The 15096-nt window shown below is 74.7% G+C and carries 10 protein-coding genes; 5 read left to right on the top strand and 5 right to left on the bottom strand.

Features of this window, described 5'->3' with window-relative positions; all coding sequences use genetic code 11:
* Positions 1–66 precede the first annotated feature (66 nt).
* Complete coding sequence (locus ACSLIC_RS25200) at positions 67–2496, top strand: right-handed parallel beta-helix repeat-containing protein (RefSeq protein ID WP_436739984.1); 2430 nt, start codon at positions 67–69, stop codon at positions 2494–2496.
* Here ACSLIC_RS25200 and ACSLIC_RS25195 read toward each other — a convergent pair.
* Positions 2466–4904: a hypothetical protein gene (locus ACSLIC_RS25195; RefSeq protein ID WP_436740478.1), complete on the bottom strand. Its 2439-nt coding sequence runs from the start codon at positions 4902–4904 to the stop codon at positions 2466–2468. The two genes, ACSLIC_RS25200 and ACSLIC_RS25195, sit on opposite strands and share 31 nt — an antisense overlap.
* A gap of 273 nt (positions 4905–5177) precedes the next feature.
* Here ACSLIC_RS25195 and ACSLIC_RS25190 point away from each other — a divergent pair, with 273 nt between their 5' ends.
* A complete protein-coding gene (locus ACSLIC_RS25190) occupies positions 5178–5984 on the top strand; it encodes a DeoR/GlpR family DNA-binding transcription regulator (protein WP_436739983.1) in 807 nt (268 codons plus the stop codon).
* Between the two features lie 13 nt (positions 5985–5997).
* Here ACSLIC_RS25190 and ACSLIC_RS25185 read toward each other — a convergent pair whose 3' ends face one another.
* Entirely contained in the window at positions 5998–7134 is a 1137-nt protein-coding gene (locus tag ACSLIC_RS25185) for a PLP-dependent cysteine synthase family protein (protein WP_436739982.1), read from the bottom strand.
* A gap of 324 nt (positions 7135–7458) precedes the next feature.
* Between ACSLIC_RS25185 and ACSLIC_RS25180 the strand changes: the two genes are divergently transcribed.
* On the top strand, positions 7459–7779 hold the full coding sequence (locus ACSLIC_RS25180) for a hypothetical protein (protein ID WP_436740477.1): 321 nt from the start codon (positions 7459–7461) through the stop codon (positions 7777–7779).
* Positions 7780–8027: 248 nt separating this feature from the next.
* Positions 8028–8567, top strand: coding sequence for an ATP-binding protein (locus tag ACSLIC_RS25175; RefSeq protein ID WP_436739981.1), 540 nt, complete (start codon positions 8028–8030; stop codon positions 8565–8567).
* Between the two features lie 77 nt (positions 8568–8644).
* On the opposite strand, the gene ACSLIC_RS25170 is transcribed toward ACSLIC_RS25175, so the two are convergent.
* The 3 genes from ACSLIC_RS25170 to ACSLIC_RS25160 form a co-directional block, all read right to left on the bottom strand.
* Positions 8645–9883, bottom strand: coding sequence for an ROK family protein (locus tag ACSLIC_RS25170; protein ID WP_436739980.1), 1239 nt, complete (start codon positions 9881–9883; stop codon positions 8645–8647).
* A 51-nt stretch (positions 9884–9934) separates the two neighbouring features.
* Positions 9935–10594, bottom strand: a complete 660-nt coding sequence (locus ACSLIC_RS25165; RefSeq protein WP_436739979.1) for an alpha-ketoglutarate-dependent dioxygenase AlkB family protein — start codon at positions 10592–10594, stop codon at positions 9935–9937.
* A gap of 831 nt (positions 10595–11425) precedes the next feature.
* On the bottom strand, positions 11426–12649 hold the full coding sequence (locus ACSLIC_RS25160; RefSeq protein ID WP_436739978.1) for a geranylgeranyl reductase family protein: 1224 nt from the start codon (positions 12647–12649) through the stop codon (positions 11426–11428).
* A gap of 160 nt (positions 12650–12809) precedes the next feature.
* Here ACSLIC_RS25160 and ACSLIC_RS25155 point away from each other — a divergent pair, with 160 nt between their 5' ends.
* Positions 12810–14177, top strand: coding sequence for a dipeptidase (locus ACSLIC_RS25155; protein ID WP_436739977.1), 1368 nt, complete (start codon positions 12810–12812; stop codon positions 14175–14177).
* Positions 14178–15096: the final 919 nt, after the last annotated feature.

The raw sequence follows: 15096 nt of genomic DNA, 5'->3' as shown, positions 1-15096 counted from the left end.
CCGGCCGGGCTCGTCCGGCGACAGTCCGCAGGACCCGCGTACACGAGGTGGGGGCACAACAACACCATGGCACAGGGCACGGTCCAGGTGACGCACACCGGTACTTCGCGGTGGCGGCGCCGCACAGGCGAGTACGCCTCCCTCACCGCCGCCCTCGAGGCCGCGGCCGACGGTGACGTCCTGACCGTCGCCCCGGGCACGTACCGGGAGAACCTCGTGGTGGACCGGGCGGTGACACTGCTCGGGCAGGAGGGGTCGGCCGGGTCGGTGCGGATCGCGCCGCCGGAGGGGGTCCCGCTGGCCGTGCGGGCCTCCGCGCGGGTCCAGGGGCTGCACATCGAGGGGCAGGACGCGGCGGTCCCGGCCGTCCTGGTCGAGGACGGCACCCCGGAGCTGGCGGGCCTGCGGATCGTCACGCGCTCCGCCGCCGGGATCGAGGTCCGCGCGGGCGGGCGGCCCACGGTCCGCGCCTGCACCGTCGACAACCCGGCGGGCGTGGGCATCGCCGTGGTCGACGGCGGCGGCGGGATCTTCGAGGAGTGCGAGGTGATCGCGGCCGGCCAGTCCGGGGTCGCGGTGCGCGGCGGCGGACGGCCCAGGCTGGACCGCTGCCGGGTGCACCACGCGGCGGGGGCGGGCCTGTCGGTCACCGGCGACCACTCCAGCCTGGAGGCGCTGGGCTGCGAGGTCTACGAGATCAACGGCTCCGGCGTGCAGATAGCCTCGCGGGCGGCGGCCGTCCTCACCGACTGCGCGGTCCACCGGGTGACGGGCAACGGCGTCACCCTGGACACCGACGCCGTGCTGACCCTGGCCGACTGCCGCGTCCACGACGTACCGGAGAACGCGGTGGACCTGCGGTCGCGTTCGGTGCTGACGCTGACCCGCTCGGAGGTGGCCCGGTTCGGGCGCAACGGCCTGTCGGTGTGGGACCCGGGGACGCGGGTCGACGCCCACCGCTGCGAGATCCACGAGGGCACCGGCGACTACCCGGCCGTCTGGGTCAGCGACGGTGCCACCGCCGTGCTGGACGCCTGCCGGGTGCACGACGTGCCGGACGCGCTCTGCGTGCTGGACCGGGGTTCGCGCGCCGACGTGGTCGACAGCGACCTGGCCCAGGTGCGCAACATCGCGGTGTCGGTCAGCGGCGGCGCCGCCGCCGAGCTGGACGACTGCCGGATCAGCGGCGCGGGCCGGGGCGCCTGGTTCCGCGACCACGGCAGTGGCGGCACCCTCGCCGGCTGCACGATCGACGCGGTGCAGACCGGCGTCATCGTCACCAAGGGCGCCGACCCGCTGATCGAGCGGACCACCGTCACCTCGCCGACGGAGGCGGGGTTCTACGTCTCGGCGGGTGGCCGCGGCACCTTCCAGGGCTGCCGGGTGACGGGCAGTGAGGGGTACGGCTTCCACATCATCGACGGCTGCCGCAGCACTCTGCGCAAGTGCCGTACCGAGCGGTGCGCCCGGGGCGGCTTCGAGTTCGCGCAGGCGGGCGCCGACGGAGAGGGGGCCGTGGTGGAGGAGTGCTCCAGCGACGAGAGCACCCAGCTGGGCTCGACGGCGCCGGCCACCACCGCCCCGGCTCCGGCCACCCGGACCGTCGGCCTGCTCGGCGGCGTCCCCTCGCCGCGCGCCACCACACCGGCGGCCCCCGAGGCCGTAGCGGAGCCGGCACCCGAGACCCGCCCGGCCGACACCGTCCTCGCCGACCTCGACGCGCTGGTGGGCCTCGCCAGCGTGAAGCGGGAGGTACGGGCGCTCACCGACATGATCGAGGTGGGCAGGCGCCGCCGGGAGGCCGGGCTCAAGGCCGCCTCGGTCCGCCGCCACCTGGTCTTCACCGGTTCCCCCGGCACCGGCAAGACCACCGTGGCCCGGCTCTACGGGGAGATCCTCGCCGCCCTCGGCGTGCTGGACCGGGGCCATCTGGTCGAGGTCTCCCGGGTCGACCTGGTCGGCGAGCACATCGGCTCGACCGCCATCCGCACCCAGGAGGCGTTCGACCGGGCGCGCGGCGGGGTCCTGTTCATCGACGAGGCGTACGCGCTCTCGCCGGAGGACTCCGGCCGGGACTTCGGCCGGGAGGCGATCGACACCCTGGTGAAGCTGATGGAGGACCACCGGGAGGCGGTCGTGGTCATCGTCGCCGGGTACACCGTCGAGATGGAGCGGTTCCTCTCCGTCAACCCAGGGGTGGCCTCGCGCTTCTCCCGGACCATCACCTTCTCCGACTACGACCCTGAGGAACTGCTGAGGATCGTGGAGCAGCAGGCCGACGAGCACGAGTACCGGCTCGGCCCCGGTACCGGCGAGGCGCTGCTGAAGTACTTCACGGCGTTGCCGAAGGGCCCGGCGTTCGGCAACGGCCGGACCGCCCGGCAGACCTTCGAGGCGATGGTGGAGCGGCACGCCGGGCGGGTCGCCCAGCTCGCCGCGCCGAGCACCGACGAGCTGACCCTGCTCTACCCGGACGACCTTCCCGTGCTCCCCTGAGCGGGCTGCCCGTCGGCGGCGGTCAGTTGCTTGGGCAGGGCGGCGGCGGGCTCGGCCAGCCGGTCGAGCAGGCGGGCCCGCTCCTCGGCGAAGGCCGGGTCTGCCTGGTAGTCGGAGTGGCCGAGGATCGGGGCGGGCAGCGGGTGGGCGGCGGTCCGGCCGTGGGCGAGCGGGTCGGCCAGCGGTGCGCGGTCGACCTCGGGCCGCCCCTCGGCGCTGACCCGCACGGGACCGCCGATGGGGTCGGTGCGCCGCCAGAGGTTGCGCCAGCAGTCGACCTCGCCGTGCAGCGTGGTCAGCGCGACCGGGCCGAAGTGGGCGGGGAACCAGCGGCCGTAGAGCCGCTCCAGCGGTGATCCGTAGGTGAGCAGGGCGACTCGGCGGCGGGCGGAGGGTCCCAGCTGCCAGGCGGCCGCGGCGGCCAGCACGCTGCCCTGGGAGTGACCGGAGAGGACCACCCGGCCGCCGGTCTCCCGGGTCCAGGAGGCGATCCGCCAGGTGAGGTCGGGCACGGAGCGCTCGGCGTAGCAGGGCGGGGCGAAGGGGTGGGCGGCGCGGGGCCAGAAGGTGCCGACGTCCCAGAGGATGCCTATGGTGCGGCGGGCGGCCGGGTCGCGGTAGGCGCGGCGCCCCCAGGTGACGAAGAGCAGGAAGCCGAAGCCGATCAGCCAGGAGCCGAGGGCCTGCGCGGTGGCGGCGGCGCCGCTGACCACGGCGGGCAGCTCGCGGGCCGCCTCGCCGGGGACCCGTGCGGTGGTCCAGGCGCCCAGCAGGGCGCCGGCGCCGAGCAGCAGGGTGACCGAGGAGACCACGCCGACGACGACCGGTGCGCGGTCGGTGAGGGCGGCGCGGGCGCGGGCCGAGGCGATCCTGGCAGTGCGGGTGGCGTCGAGGGATTCGCCCGGGTGGTCGGCGGCGACCTGGGCCTCCTCGCGGCGGGCGTGGCGGTGGGTACGGACGGCGTACCAGACGAGGAGGGCGAGGAGGATGACGAGGAGCGGCGGGAGGACCGACGCCTGCCAGGAGAGCAGGACGGGCGGGCCGGGGATCGGGCCGCCGGGGGCGCCGGGGCTGGAGCCGTTGTCGAGCCAGTCGGCGACGCGCTGGGCGACGCCGCCGGACATCACGCCGCCCAGCGCGCAGGCGAGCATCGCGACGGCGGGGCCGCCCAGTCCCTTGAGGACGGTGCGGCGCTCCGGGGTGGTGGCGTGCAGCCGGCGGGCGGTGGCGGCGAGCGCGACGACCAGGACGCCCTGGGCGAGGACCAGCGCGCCGAAGGTCTCGTCGCCCGGGAGCCGCCCGGCGGACTGCCAGCCGGGCCGGGACCAGGCGGCGTAGCAGAGACTGAGCAGGCTGAGGGCGTGGGCGGTCAGCGGCAGGACGCGGACGAGGCGGTCGAGGCGCTCGTCGAGGCGGCTCTCGGCCCGGCCGCGCCGGGAGACGACCCAGACCACGGCGACGGCGGTGACCAGCAGAGCGGCCTGGACGGCGGAGCCGACTGCACCGAGCGGCGGCGGGCCGCCGGGCAGCCGGTCGTGGTCGGCGGCGGGACCGGCGACGGCGGCGCCGATGGTGAGCAGCCCGGCCGAGGTGTGGGCGGCGCGCAGCCGGGCGCCGAGGCGGCGGCCGTACCAGAAGCCGGGTCGGCCGAGCGCGGCGTGCGGGGCGCTCTCCTCGGCCTCCTGCTCGGCCCGGTCGACGGCGGGGAGCGGCTGCTGCGACTCGTAGCTGCGCCAGGTGCGGTGGGAGAGGTACCAGAGCAGCGCGGTGAGGGCGCCGGGGACGAGGGCGGCGACCGCGAGGCGGCGGCCGGGCTGGGACCACCAGCCGCCGTGGCCCTGGAGGTCGGTGGCGAGGAAGCCGAGCCAGGCCCGTTCGCCGGAGCAGCTGGCGGTGCCGGCGCACTGCCAGGCGACGAGGTCCAGCGCGACCTCGCAGGCGGCGGCGGTGAGCAGCACGGTGAGGCTGAGCGCGACCAGGCGCGCGAGCAACCCGTAGAGGCGGACGGCGGTGCGCCGGCCGGTGGTGGAGGGCCGCATCCAGTGGGCGAGGTTGACCACCATGAAGGGCAGCAGGAGCAGCCAGAGGGCGCGGGTGCCGTTGCCGCTGGTGAGGTTGGACCAGACGTACGCCTCCGGGACGGGCTTGCCCCGGTAGTCCTCGGGGCGCCGCTCGGCGTCGGCGTCCTGGGCGCGGCGGTGGACGGCGGCGGTCTGGTCGCCGCTGACGCGGACGGTGCAGGGGTCGGCGAGCATCTCGGCGGGGGTGCTGCCGCCGACGCCGTGCACGAGGAGTTCGAGTGCGGTGTCCTCGGCGATGCCGCCGTGGGGCGCGGGCCCGCCCGGTACGGGCGGCGGGGCGTCGGACGCGGGCGCGCCCGGCTGCGGTTCGGGCTGGTCCTGGTGCACTGTTCCCCCGTTGGTCCGGGCGCCGGTCGCCGCGGGTGGACGGCCCAGGTCGGGGCGGTCGGAACCGGGAGCGGGCAGTTGGTCGCACCGGCGCGGAAGAAGGATCTCCACGCGCTGCCCTCCTTACACCTGCCGTCACCGAATCTCCTTGTCGTGATCCAGCCGTAGCAGGGTCCGGGAGGGCGTCTGCGGGGCGCGTGGGAGGATGAGCGCGCGCAGGGCGGAGCCGGAACAGGGACGGCGGCCCGCTGGACCGGGAGGACGGAGCGTGACGTGGGCGAGCAGCAGAGCCTCCTCGCGGAGCAGCGGCGGGCGCTGATCGCCGACGAGGTGCGCAGGCGGGGCGGCGTCCGGGTCAACGAGCTGACGCGCCGGCTGGGCGTCTCCGACATGACGGTCCGTCGGGACCTGGACGTGCTGGCCCGCCAGGGTGTGCTGGAGAAGGTGCACGGTGGCGCGGTGCCCCCTGCCGACGCCAGCGCCCACGAGCCGGGGTTCGAGGCGAAGTCGGGGCTGGAGCCGGACGCCAAGGAGTCCATCGCCCGGGAGGCTGCCGCGCTGGTGTCGCCGGGGACCGCCATCGCCCTCTCCGGCGGCACCACCACGTACGCGCTGGCCAAGCGGCTGACCGGGGTGGCGGACCTGACGGTGGTGACCAACTCGGTACGGGTCGCCGACGTCTTCCACGCGGCACAGCCGGGGGCGGAGCGGCAGGCGGCGGTGGTGCTGACGGGCGGCGTGCGCACGCCCTCGGACTCGCTGGTCGGGCCGGTCGCGGACCAGGCGATCCGCTCACTCCACGTCGACGTGCTCTTCATCGGCGTGCACGGCATAGCACCGGAGGCCGGCCTGTCCACGCCGAACCTCGCGGAGGCCGAGACCAACCGCTGCCTGGTCCGCTCGGCGCGCCGGGTGGTGGTCGTCGCCGACCACACCAAGTGGGGCACGGTGGGGCTGAGTTCGTTCGCGACGCTGGACCAGGTCGACACGCTGGTGACGGACGAGGGGCTGGACGAGGAGGCCCGCTCCGAGGTCGCCGAGCGGCTGCGGCTGCTGGTGGTCGCCGGCCCTCAGGGCTGAGCACCGGCGCGGTTCAGCCGGGCCAGCGCCCGGTGGTGAGGAAGGCGTCGAGGGTGCGGGCGTAGGGCGCGATGTCCAGGCCCTGCGAGGCGAGCCAGGCGTCGGAGTAGTACTTGTCGAGGTAGCGGTCACCGGGGTCGCAGAGGAGCGTGACGACGCTGCCCGTGCGCCCCTCGGCGCGCATCTCGGCGACGATGCGCAGCGCGCTCCACAACCCGGTCCCGGTCGAGCCCCCGGCGCGGCGCCCGATGGCACCCTCCAGCATCCGCACGGTGGCGACGCTGGCGGCGTCGGGGACCTTCATCATCCGGTCGACGGCACCGGGGAGGAAGCTGGGTTCCATGCGGGGGCGGCCGATGCCCTCGATCCGCGAGCCGCTGTCGCAGTGCACCGCCGGGTCGCCGAGCCGCCAGCCGTCGAAGAAACAGGAGTTCTCCGGGTCGGCGACGCAGACCCGGGTGTCGTACTGCATGTAGTGCACGTAGCGGGCGATGGTGGCGGAGGTGCCGCCGGTGCCCGCGGTGGCGACCACCCAGGCCGGTTCGGGGTGCCGCTCCCGGCGCATCTGCTGGTAGATGCTCTCGGCGATGTTGTTGTTGCCGCGCCAGTCGGTGGCCCGCTCGGCGTAGGTGAACTGGTCCATGTAGTGGCCGCCGGTCTCCGCCGCGAGACGGGCCGACTCCTCGTACATGGTCCGCGGGTCGTCCACGAAGTGGCAGCGGCCCCCGTGGAATTCGATCAGCCGGCACTTCTCCGGGCTGGTGGTACGGGGCATGACGGCGATGAAGGGGACGCCGATGAGTTGGGCGAAGTACGCCTCGGAGACGGCGGTGGAGCCGCTGGACGCCTCGATGACGGGGCGTGAGGGACGGACCCAGCCGTTGCACAGCCCGTAGAGGAAGAGGGAGCGGGCCAGCCGGTGCTTGAGCGAGCCGGTGGGATGGGTCGATTCGTCCTTGAGGTACAGGTCGACACCCCATTCCTCGGGCAGCGGGAACCGCAGCAGATGGGTGTCGGCCGAGCGGTTGGCGTCGGCCTGGACCTTGCGGACCGCCTCCTTCAGCCACTCTCGGTAACCGGGGTCGCTGCGATCCACGTCGGCGGTGGGCAGGGGGCGGGCAGCGGCCGGGGCGTGCTCGGGGGTGGTCACCGCGGACTCCTCACACTCGGGGTCCGGCCGTCGAAGCCGGCGGACGCCTCGATCATAGACACCTCCCTGACCCTTCTCACCTGCATAAACGCCTCTTTGAGGCGCTCAAAGGGACTGCTGGGGCAGGCGCTTTGGCCGATGGTGGGGGCGCATGCCCGGCAGGGAGGCGCGCCCCCGCGCTGCCCCCGTGAGAGGTGGTACGCCACCCTCTGGTTGGGCAGACTGCACTCGGCGGGACGTGGTGTTCCGCCCGGGGCGGACCCGATGTCCGTACCGCCGGGGGGCACTGTCGAAGGGCTCCAGAAGCTGGAGGGGTGGGACGTCATGGGCAAGTCGGAGTTCTCGGCCACGGGGGTGGGCATCGTGCGGCGGCTGCGTTCGCTGACGCGGGCCGGCGAGGTCCGGGTCGTGGACGGCAGGCTCGCCCTGCTCACCAGCTGCGGGCGGGTCATCGACAGCGCACCGGCCCGTGAAGTCCGCGTGGAGCGGAGCTGGTTCGGTTCGGACGACCAGGCGGTGATCGCCTTCAACGACACCCGGTACCGGCTGCGCCTCGGCGGGCCCGCCGCAGCGGCCTCGGCCCCGCACGTGTCGCCGGTGCGCAGACTCCGCGAAGCCGTCGGCCAGGCCCGGGGGGTGGGCTGAGCGGCGGGCCGGGCCGCCTGGGTGCGATCACCGGCGCGGCGGGCGGGCACCGGGTGCCACCGCCGTCCGGGGGCTTGCGAGTTGCAGGCCCCGACCCCCTGCGTCACTCTGGTCACACATCACCCTGGGTTTGCCGGCGATCACGCTGAGAACCAGCCGCCGGCCCTCTGAGCAGGCAGCGGCCGGGTGCGGTCGCCGCCGACATCCGAACGCCGTCTTTGCCGGACTCAATTCGGGGAGTCGCAACCGTGATCAGCCAGCCGACCAGGCAGCAGTGCGCGGTGGAGCTTCAGGCCCTGCCGCCCCGGATAGGCCAGGTACGCAGAATCGTCTCGGCGCAGCTGCGCTACTGGCATCTCGATCCGCTCGTCGACCGAGCCGCTCTCGGAGTGACCGAGCTGCTCACCAACGTCCACCGGCACGCGGAACCGGACAAGCGCTGCACGGTGCGGCTGGAACTGCTGCTCGACCGCCTCACCGTCTCCGTCCGCGACCGGGACCCGCGTCTGCCGGTGGTCCGGGACGCCGAGTCGGACGCCACCTGCGGGCGCGGCCTGGCCCTGGTGGCGGCCGTCAGCGAGTGCTGGGGCGTACGCCCCTGGGAGACCAGCGGGAAAGTCGTGTGGTTCACCCTGCCCGCTCCCTGCCCCGTCCCGGCCGAGCCGGGCGGCGCGGCCCTGTACGGCGCGACGACGCCCGGCCCGTTCGCCGACTCCGCCCTGGGCGGCGCGCCCCCCGGCCTCGCCGCCGGCCCTCCTGCTCCCGCCCGGTCGGCCTTCGTCGGCTGACCCCGCGGTGAACGGACGGCCCCGTCGGCCCCTTCCCCGAGGGGCCCGCGGGGTCGTTCCTCCGCCAGGGGCGGCGCTCAGACGGCGACGAGGGCCGCCAGCGGATCGTCCAGCACGGGCTGCCACGCCAGTTCGGCGGCGCCGACGAGGCTGTTGTGGTCGAGGGTGCAGGAGAGGATCGGCACGCTTCCGCTGCGCCCCCACAGGCTGCGGTCGGCGACGACGGCCCGCAGCCGGTCCGGGTCGGCTTCGAGCAGGGTGCGGTGGAGCCCGCCGAGGATGACCCGGTCGGGGTTGAGGATGTTGACCAGGCCGGCGAGACCGAAGCCGAGGCGGTCGACGAGGGCGGTGACCGCCTCGCGCACCGCCGGGTCGCCGGGGCGGGCCACGATCAGGTCGCGCGCCTGCTGGAGCAGAGAGCCTTCGGGGCCCGGCCGGTGCCCGGCGGCCGCGAGGAAGGCCATCGGGTCGGTCTCGACGTCGAGGCAGCCCCGGCCGCCACAGTGGCAGGGGCGGCCGTCGGGGTCGACGGGGAGGTGGCCGACCTCCAGGGCCAGTCCGGAACTGCCACTGTGCAGCCGCCCGTCGAGCACCAGCGCACCGCCCACACCCCGGTGGCCGGTGGCCACGCAGAGCAGGTCGCGGGCGCCGCGTCCGGCGCCGTGGCGGTGCTCGGCGAGGGCGGCGAGGTTGACGTCGTTGGCGGCGAAGGCGGGACCCGGCACCCCGGCGTCGGCCACGCACCGGCGGAAGATCTCCCGGACCGGGGCGCCCGGCGGCCAGGCCAGGTGGAGCGGGTTGAGGGCGGTGCCTTCGGGTTCAGCGACGGCCGAGGGCACCGCCAGTCCGGCGCCCACACAGCGCCGCCCGGTCTCGGCGAGCAGCCCTGCCCCGGCGTCCACCACGGCACCGATCACCTCGGCCGGGTCGGCACCGACCGTCTCACAGCCGGGGGTGGTGGCGACGATCTGCCCGCCGAGGCCGACCAGGGCGGCCCGGAAGCCGTCGGAGTGCACCTGTGCGGCGAGGACGACCGGCCCCTCCGGGTCCACCGACAGGCGGTGCGAGGGGCGCCCCTGGGAGCCCTCGGCTGCGGGGCGGGCGTCGACGCGGATGAGGCCCAGCGTGGCGAGTTCGGCGGCGACGACACCTGCGGTGGCCCGAGTGACGCCGAGTTCCGAGGTGAGGACGGCCCGGGTGGGGGCGCGGCCGGTGCGGACGAGTTCCAGGGCGGGGCCGAGCGCGCCGCGCCCTCTTTCGAGCCGGGTCCGTGGGGGTGTGCCACCGGCCGTGCGGGGCGCCGACTTGCCGTTCATGACGGCGAGTCTCCCATGTCCGGGCACGGGGCCCGCGCCCGCCGCCGGGGTTCAGCCGGCTAGCCCGGTGACCCTCAGGGTGAGGTTGAGGCGGCCCGTCGCGGGGCCGACGGAGGGCTCGGCGGTACCCGGGTACACCTTGGGCACCCCGTGGTACACGAAGCGGGACGGACCGCCGAAGACCAGCAGGTCCCCGCTCTCCAGCCGGATGTCCTGCCACGGCCTGCCGCGCCCTTCGGTGTTGCCGAGCCGGAACAGGCAGGCGTCACCGACGCTGAGCGAGACGACCGGCGCGTCGGACCGCTCGTCCTTGTCCTGGTGCATCCCCATGGTGGCGCCGGGCCCGTAGAAGTTGACCAGCGCCACGTCCGGCCGGTACGCCTCCCCCGCCGCCTCGTCCTGGTACGCGTCGGCGACGGCCCGCCGCCCCAGCTCCACCAGCCACTCCGGCAGCGGCGCGACCGGCGCACCGTTCACGTCCTCGGCCGTGCGCGTGTACCGGTACGGGCTCCAGTGCCACCCCAGACCGACACTCCGCACCGACATCGTCCCTCCCCCGGGCAACGCGGTGTGCCGCATCGGCACCGGCCCCCTCGCCCACCCGCGGCACGCCTCGACCAGCCCCCGCTGACGCTCCTCGGACAGCCACTCGGGTACGTGCACGGCGCCCGGGGCGGGCGTGGTGCGGGAACGGGGGATGAGCGCGGCCATGCCGGGATGCTCCCACGAGCGGGTGTCGGGTGCTGGGGCAGCGCGGGGGCTGGGGTGTAGTTGGCTCCGCCCCGATCTGCGGCTTCTCGACCGTGCCGGTCCCTGGTTGGCCTCGGCGCCGGCCGGGCTGGGTTTCGGCTGGGCTCCGCCCCGATCTGCCCCTCTTCGCCCGTGCCGGTCAACGATTGGCCTCAAACGCCGGCCGGGCTGTGGGGTTCGCGGTCCCTCCGGTACGGGGGTGGGGCGTGGCCGCGCCGCGGTACCTCCTCACAAACTGCCAGGTGCGGGGACAGTTGGAGCATGACGGGTTGGCGGCAGTTTGCTGCGGGGGCACCCCGACACGACCCCACCCCACGGTCTCGTACGCGGCCAACCGCCGGTGGGTGGATAGGGCCGTCACCCATTGCCCGCTCCCCCACAGTCACCACCGTCCTCCCCTCAGCAGGCCACAAAGACTCCTCGGGGACGGTCTGTCTTTCCTCCTCCCACCGGCGGGACGACGCCGACGAGAGGGAAGGGCGGGGCCGTGCCGGGGTGCCCCCGCAGCAAACTGCCCCGAGCCCGTCTTGAAGCGACTGTCCCCGCACCTGGCAGTTTGTGAGGAGGTACCCCGGTGCGGCCACGCCCGACCACAACGGCGAACGAACCGCGAACCCCTATAGCCCGGCCGGCGTTTGAGGCCAATCGTTGACCGGCACGGGCAGAAGGCGGCAGAACGGGGCGAAGCCCAGCCCCAGCCCGGCCGGCGTTTGAGGCCAGTCGGTGACCGGCACGGGCACGGCGGGGCCCGCCGAAACGCACCCCCGGCCGGGGCCTGAGGCCGACAAAAGCTCAGTCCCCCCCAGCGAGCATCCGCGCCGCCACCGGATGATTCCGAATCAGCTCCCCCAGACTCGTAGCACCGCGAGTCACCTTGGCAAAGGCGTTCCACGCGGGCCGTACCCCGGTCAGCGCGGCGTGCAACACCCCGGGCCGCCGCGCGAAGAGCTGATGGAGCCTCCGCCCCACAGCCATCTCCACCCCGAGCCCCGCCTTGATGGCGAAGGCGTAGTTGAGGGCCTGCCGCCGGGCGTCCACCGCGTCGTGCGCCTCGGCGATCCGCAACGCCCACTCCCCGGCGAGCCTCCCCGAACGCAACGCGTAGGAGATCCCCTCACGCGTCCAGGGCTCCAGCAGCCCGGCCGCGTCCCCGCAGACCACCACGCGTCCCCGGGAGAGCGGCGAGTCGTCGGTGCGACAGCGCGTCAGGTGACCCGAGGAGAGCGAGGGTTCGAAGCCGGCCAGCCCGAGCCGGGCGATGAAGTCGGTGAGGTAACGCTTGGTGGCGGCGCCCTCACCGCGGGCGGAGATGACGCCGACGGTCAGGGTGTCTCCCTTGGGGAAGACCCAGCCGTAACTGCCGGGCATCGGACCCCAGTCGATGAGCACCCGCCCCTGCCAGTCCTCGGCCACGGTCTCGGGCACCGGGATCTCCGCCTCCAGACCGAGGTCGACCTGGTCCAGCTTCACCCCGACGTGTGCGCCTATCCGGCTGGCACTGCCGTCCGCCCCGACCACGGCGCGGGCCAGCAGCGTCTCCTCCGCACGCTCGCCGGAAGGCCCGGAGGTCTGTACGAACACGGCGACCGTCCGCCGGTCGGGAACGGCCGGACCGTGCTGCTCCACCCGGAGCACGGTCGCCCCGGTCCGCAGCTCGGCCCCGGCCTTCTGCGCCGCCTCGACCAACCGCTGGTCGAACTCGGAGCGGTTGACGAGGCCGAAGAGCATCTGCCGGGACCGGCGCGTGCGCGCGAAGCGGCCGTTCAGTGAGAAGGTCACCGCACGGACCCGGTCCTGGAGAGGCAGGTCGAAACCGGGTGGCAGATTGTCCCGGGACGGGCCGATGATGCCCCCGCCACAGGTTTTGTAGCGGGGCAGTTCCGCCTTCTCCAGCAGCAGGACGCGACGCCCCGCCACGGCCGCCGCATAGGCCGCCGACGCTCCGGCGGGGCCTGCCCCGACCACGACGACGTCCCACACCTGCCGGTCGTCACCGGCTGAGTTCTCGCTGCTCACGATGGTCTACCGCTCCCGATCCAGCTTCCTGCCGCGCCTGTCCACGGGCATCCTACGACCGCTGCCCTCCCCCGGCCGCTGTGGGAGGATCGGCCATGCATTCGACGCGCGCCCATCCGCGCGCCCCTCGTACAACGTCGCACCCACCAGGAGCGTGCCCATGCCGTCCACTCCGGTCGCCGAGACCGTCGCCGCACTGATGCCGCGGGCCAAGGAGGAGCTCACCGAGTTCGTGGCCTTCCGTTCGGTCGCGGACGAGGAGCAGTTCCCCCGCGCGGAATGCGAGGCGGCGGCCGACTGGGTGGCAGGCGCGCTGCGCGGCGAGGGGTTCCAGGACGTGGCTCTGCTCGACACGCCGGACGGCACCCGGTCGGTCTACGGCTACCTGCCCGGCCCCGAGGGGGCGCGCACCGTACTGCTCTACGCCCACTACGACGTGCAGCCGCCGCTGGACGAGGCCGCCTGGGTCACCCCGCCGTTCACCCTGACCGAGCGGGACGGGCGCTGGTACGGGCGCGGCACCGCCGACTGCAAGGGCGGCTTCATCATGCACCTGCTGGCCCTGCGGGCGCTCAAGGCGGCCGGCGGGGTCCCGGTGCACGTCAAGGTCATCGCGGAAGGCTCCGAGGAACAGGGCACCGGTGGCCTGGAGCGGTACGCCGAGACCCACCCCGAGCTGCTGCGGGCCGACGCGATCGTCATCGGCGACTCCGGCAACTTCCGCGTCGGCGTGCCGACCGTGACCGCGACCCTGCGCGGCATGGCCATGGCGCGGCTGACCGTGGACACGCTGGCGGGCAACCTCCACTCGGGCCAGTTCGGCGGCGCCGCCCCCGACGCGCTCGCCGCGCTGATCCGCGTCCTGGACTCGCTGCGCGCCGAGGACGGTTCCACCACGGTGGACGGTCTGGCCAACGACGCGGTCTGGCCCGGCCTCCAGTACCCCGATGAGGAGTTCCGCAAGGACGCGAAGGTTCTCGACGGGGTCCGGCTGACGGGAGCCGGCACGGTCGCCGACCGCATCTGGGCCCGCCCGTCCGTCACCGTCATCGGCATCGACTGCCCGCCGGTGGTCGGGGCGACGCCGTCCGTGCAGGCGAGCGCCCGCGCGCAGATCAGCCTGCGCGTTCCTCCGGGGGTGGCCGCGGAGGACGCGATGAAGCTGCTGACGGCGCATCTGGAGCGCCACGTGCCGTGGGGGGCGCGGGTCCGGGTCGAGCAGATCGGCCAGGGCCAGCCCTTCAGCGCCGACACGAGCAGCCCCGCGTACCGGGCCATGGCCGAGGCGATGGCAGCCGCCTACCCCGGTGAGCAGATGCAGGAGGCCGGCCAGGGCGGTTCGATCCCCCTCACCAACACCCTCGGCTCCCTCTACCCGCAGGCCGAGATCCTCCTCATCGGCCTCTCGGAACCCGAGGCCCAGATCCACGCCCCGAACGAGTCGGTCTCCCCGGAGGAACTGGAGCGGCTGGCGGTGACGGAGGCGTACTTCCTCCAGAACTACGCGCGGACGTCCGACGCCGGCTGACCTGCGCCACCCGGACGACCGGTGACGCGTACGGCTGCACCCCGCCACAGGACCCGGCGGGGTGCAGGCCGGCCCTCGCGCACCTGCTGACCACCAGTCCACCGGCGACGAGCCGCCCATGACGACCTCACCGGCGGGCGCACCCGTCGCCGTGGAACGGCCGGCGTAGCGGCCAGGGCTTTCGAGAACGCGGCGACGTCGGGCCGCTGACGGTCCGTCGGGGCCCGTGTGGTCGACCAGTCCCCGCATACCCGCAACGACCGACGCCCCGGACCAGGACGACGTCGTCGGCGACCAGGCGCAGGCCGTCCAGGACGGCCAGGACGGCCGCGATCGCGTCGGCCGAGCCGGGGGCGGTGGTGACGGCGCGACACCGACGCGAGCGGTACGCGAAGGACGGCGGCCCGAGGGATTAGCTCCCGCCCAGCCGCCGGGAGCGAACAGGGAAGTGTCGGGCGACGGCCCGGCGTTCACCGGCTCCCAGCGCTCGGATGCGGTCGGGCTGGGCCGCGGTGTCGGAACGGAAGGCCACCGCGGTCGCGTGGAGTCCCCGGGCCAGGGCCTGGCCGAGGCTGCCCGACGGGCGCACACCTGCGCCCGTCGGCTCTCGCCCGGCGAGCGGAATCCTCACCACTCCGGTGCCCCGCGCCTTGGAACCGCGCACCCGGGGCCGGGCTTCAGGCCCTCGCAGCGGTAGCGGGGAGTATCGAGGAAGTCCGGGTCGTTCAGCGGGTGGGCGGCCGGGCGCCAGTGGTGCCGAGACGTGTCTTCGGCAGGGCAGGCACTCCAGGGTGGCCGCCGGACGAGGGCCGCGCACGGTTGGACACGCCGCCGCTCCTCAGCGGCATCGTCCCGGCGCGCGGCCCTCTTCGGGTGGGCGCTCGGGCCCGAGGCGGACGGTCGGCACGTTGACAGGCCG

Origin of the sequence: Streptomyces sp. BBFR102 (assembly GCF_051397025.1) — a bacterium.
In the GTDB taxonomy this organism is placed as follows: Bacteria; Actinomycetota; Actinomycetes; order Streptomycetales; family Streptomycetaceae; genus Streptomyces.
Note: the sequence above shows the minus strand (reverse complement) of the source record. Positions and strands in the feature narration are given on the sequence as shown.

Excerpts from the sequence above, each read along its gene's own strand:
- ACSLIC_RS25200 (WP_436739984.1), top strand. The coding sequence starts at position 67 with ATGGCACAGGGCACGGTCCAGGTGACGCACACCGGTACTTCGCGGTGG.
- ACSLIC_RS25180 (WP_436740477.1), top strand. The coding sequence starts at position 7,459 with ATGGGCAAGTCGGAGTTCTCGGCCACGGGGGTGGGCATCGTGCGGCGG.
- ACSLIC_RS25170 (WP_436739980.1), bottom strand. The coding sequence starts at position 9,883 with ATGAACGGCAAGTCGGCGCCCCGCACGGCCGGTGGCACACCCCCACGG.
- ACSLIC_RS25165 (WP_436739979.1), bottom strand. The coding sequence starts at position 10,594 with ATGGCCGCGCTCATCCCCCGTTCCCGCACCACGCCCGCCCCGGGCGCC.
- ACSLIC_RS25155 (WP_436739977.1), top strand. The coding sequence starts at position 12,810 with ATGCCGTCCACTCCGGTCGCCGAGACCGTCGCCGCACTGATGCCGCGG.